This window comes from Glycomyces dulcitolivorans (assembly GCF_003265355.1).
Classification (GTDB): domain Bacteria; phylum Actinomycetota; class Actinomycetes; order Mycobacteriales; family Micromonosporaceae; genus Glycomyces; species Glycomyces dulcitolivorans.
In genome coordinates this window covers 1,763-2,063 of record NZ_QFRW01000020.1, presented here as the reverse complement: position 1 = coordinate 2,063, position 301 = coordinate 1,763, and the positions used below count along the sequence as shown (strand labels likewise).

The window sequence follows — 301 nt, the reverse complement described above, 5'->3', positions numbered from 1 at the left end:
GGTACTTAGATGTTTCAGTTCCCCGGGTATGCCTTCTCATACTCTATGTATTCAAGTATGGATACTACTCCATTACGAGCAGTGGGTTTCCCCATTCGGAAATCTCCGGATCAAAGCTTGCTTACAGCTCCCCGAAGCATATCGGTGTTCGTCCCGTCCTTCATCGGCTCCTAGTGCCAAGGCATCCACCGTGCGCCCTTTCTAACTTAACCATTTCTTACTTTAGAAAGAATCACTATGTGTGATGAACTTTGCATTGCATTCAATGTGAATGTATTACTTATTGTTATCTAGTTTTCAA

At 43.2% G+C, this 301-nt stretch carries 1 rRNA gene (only partly in view); it reads right to left on the bottom strand.

Going from position 1 to position 301, the window contains the following annotated elements:
* Positions 1-212 (bottom strand): 23S ribosomal RNA (locus DI269_RS00570) (it extends 2,658 nt beyond the left edge of the window).
* Positions 213-301: the final 89 nt, after the last annotated feature.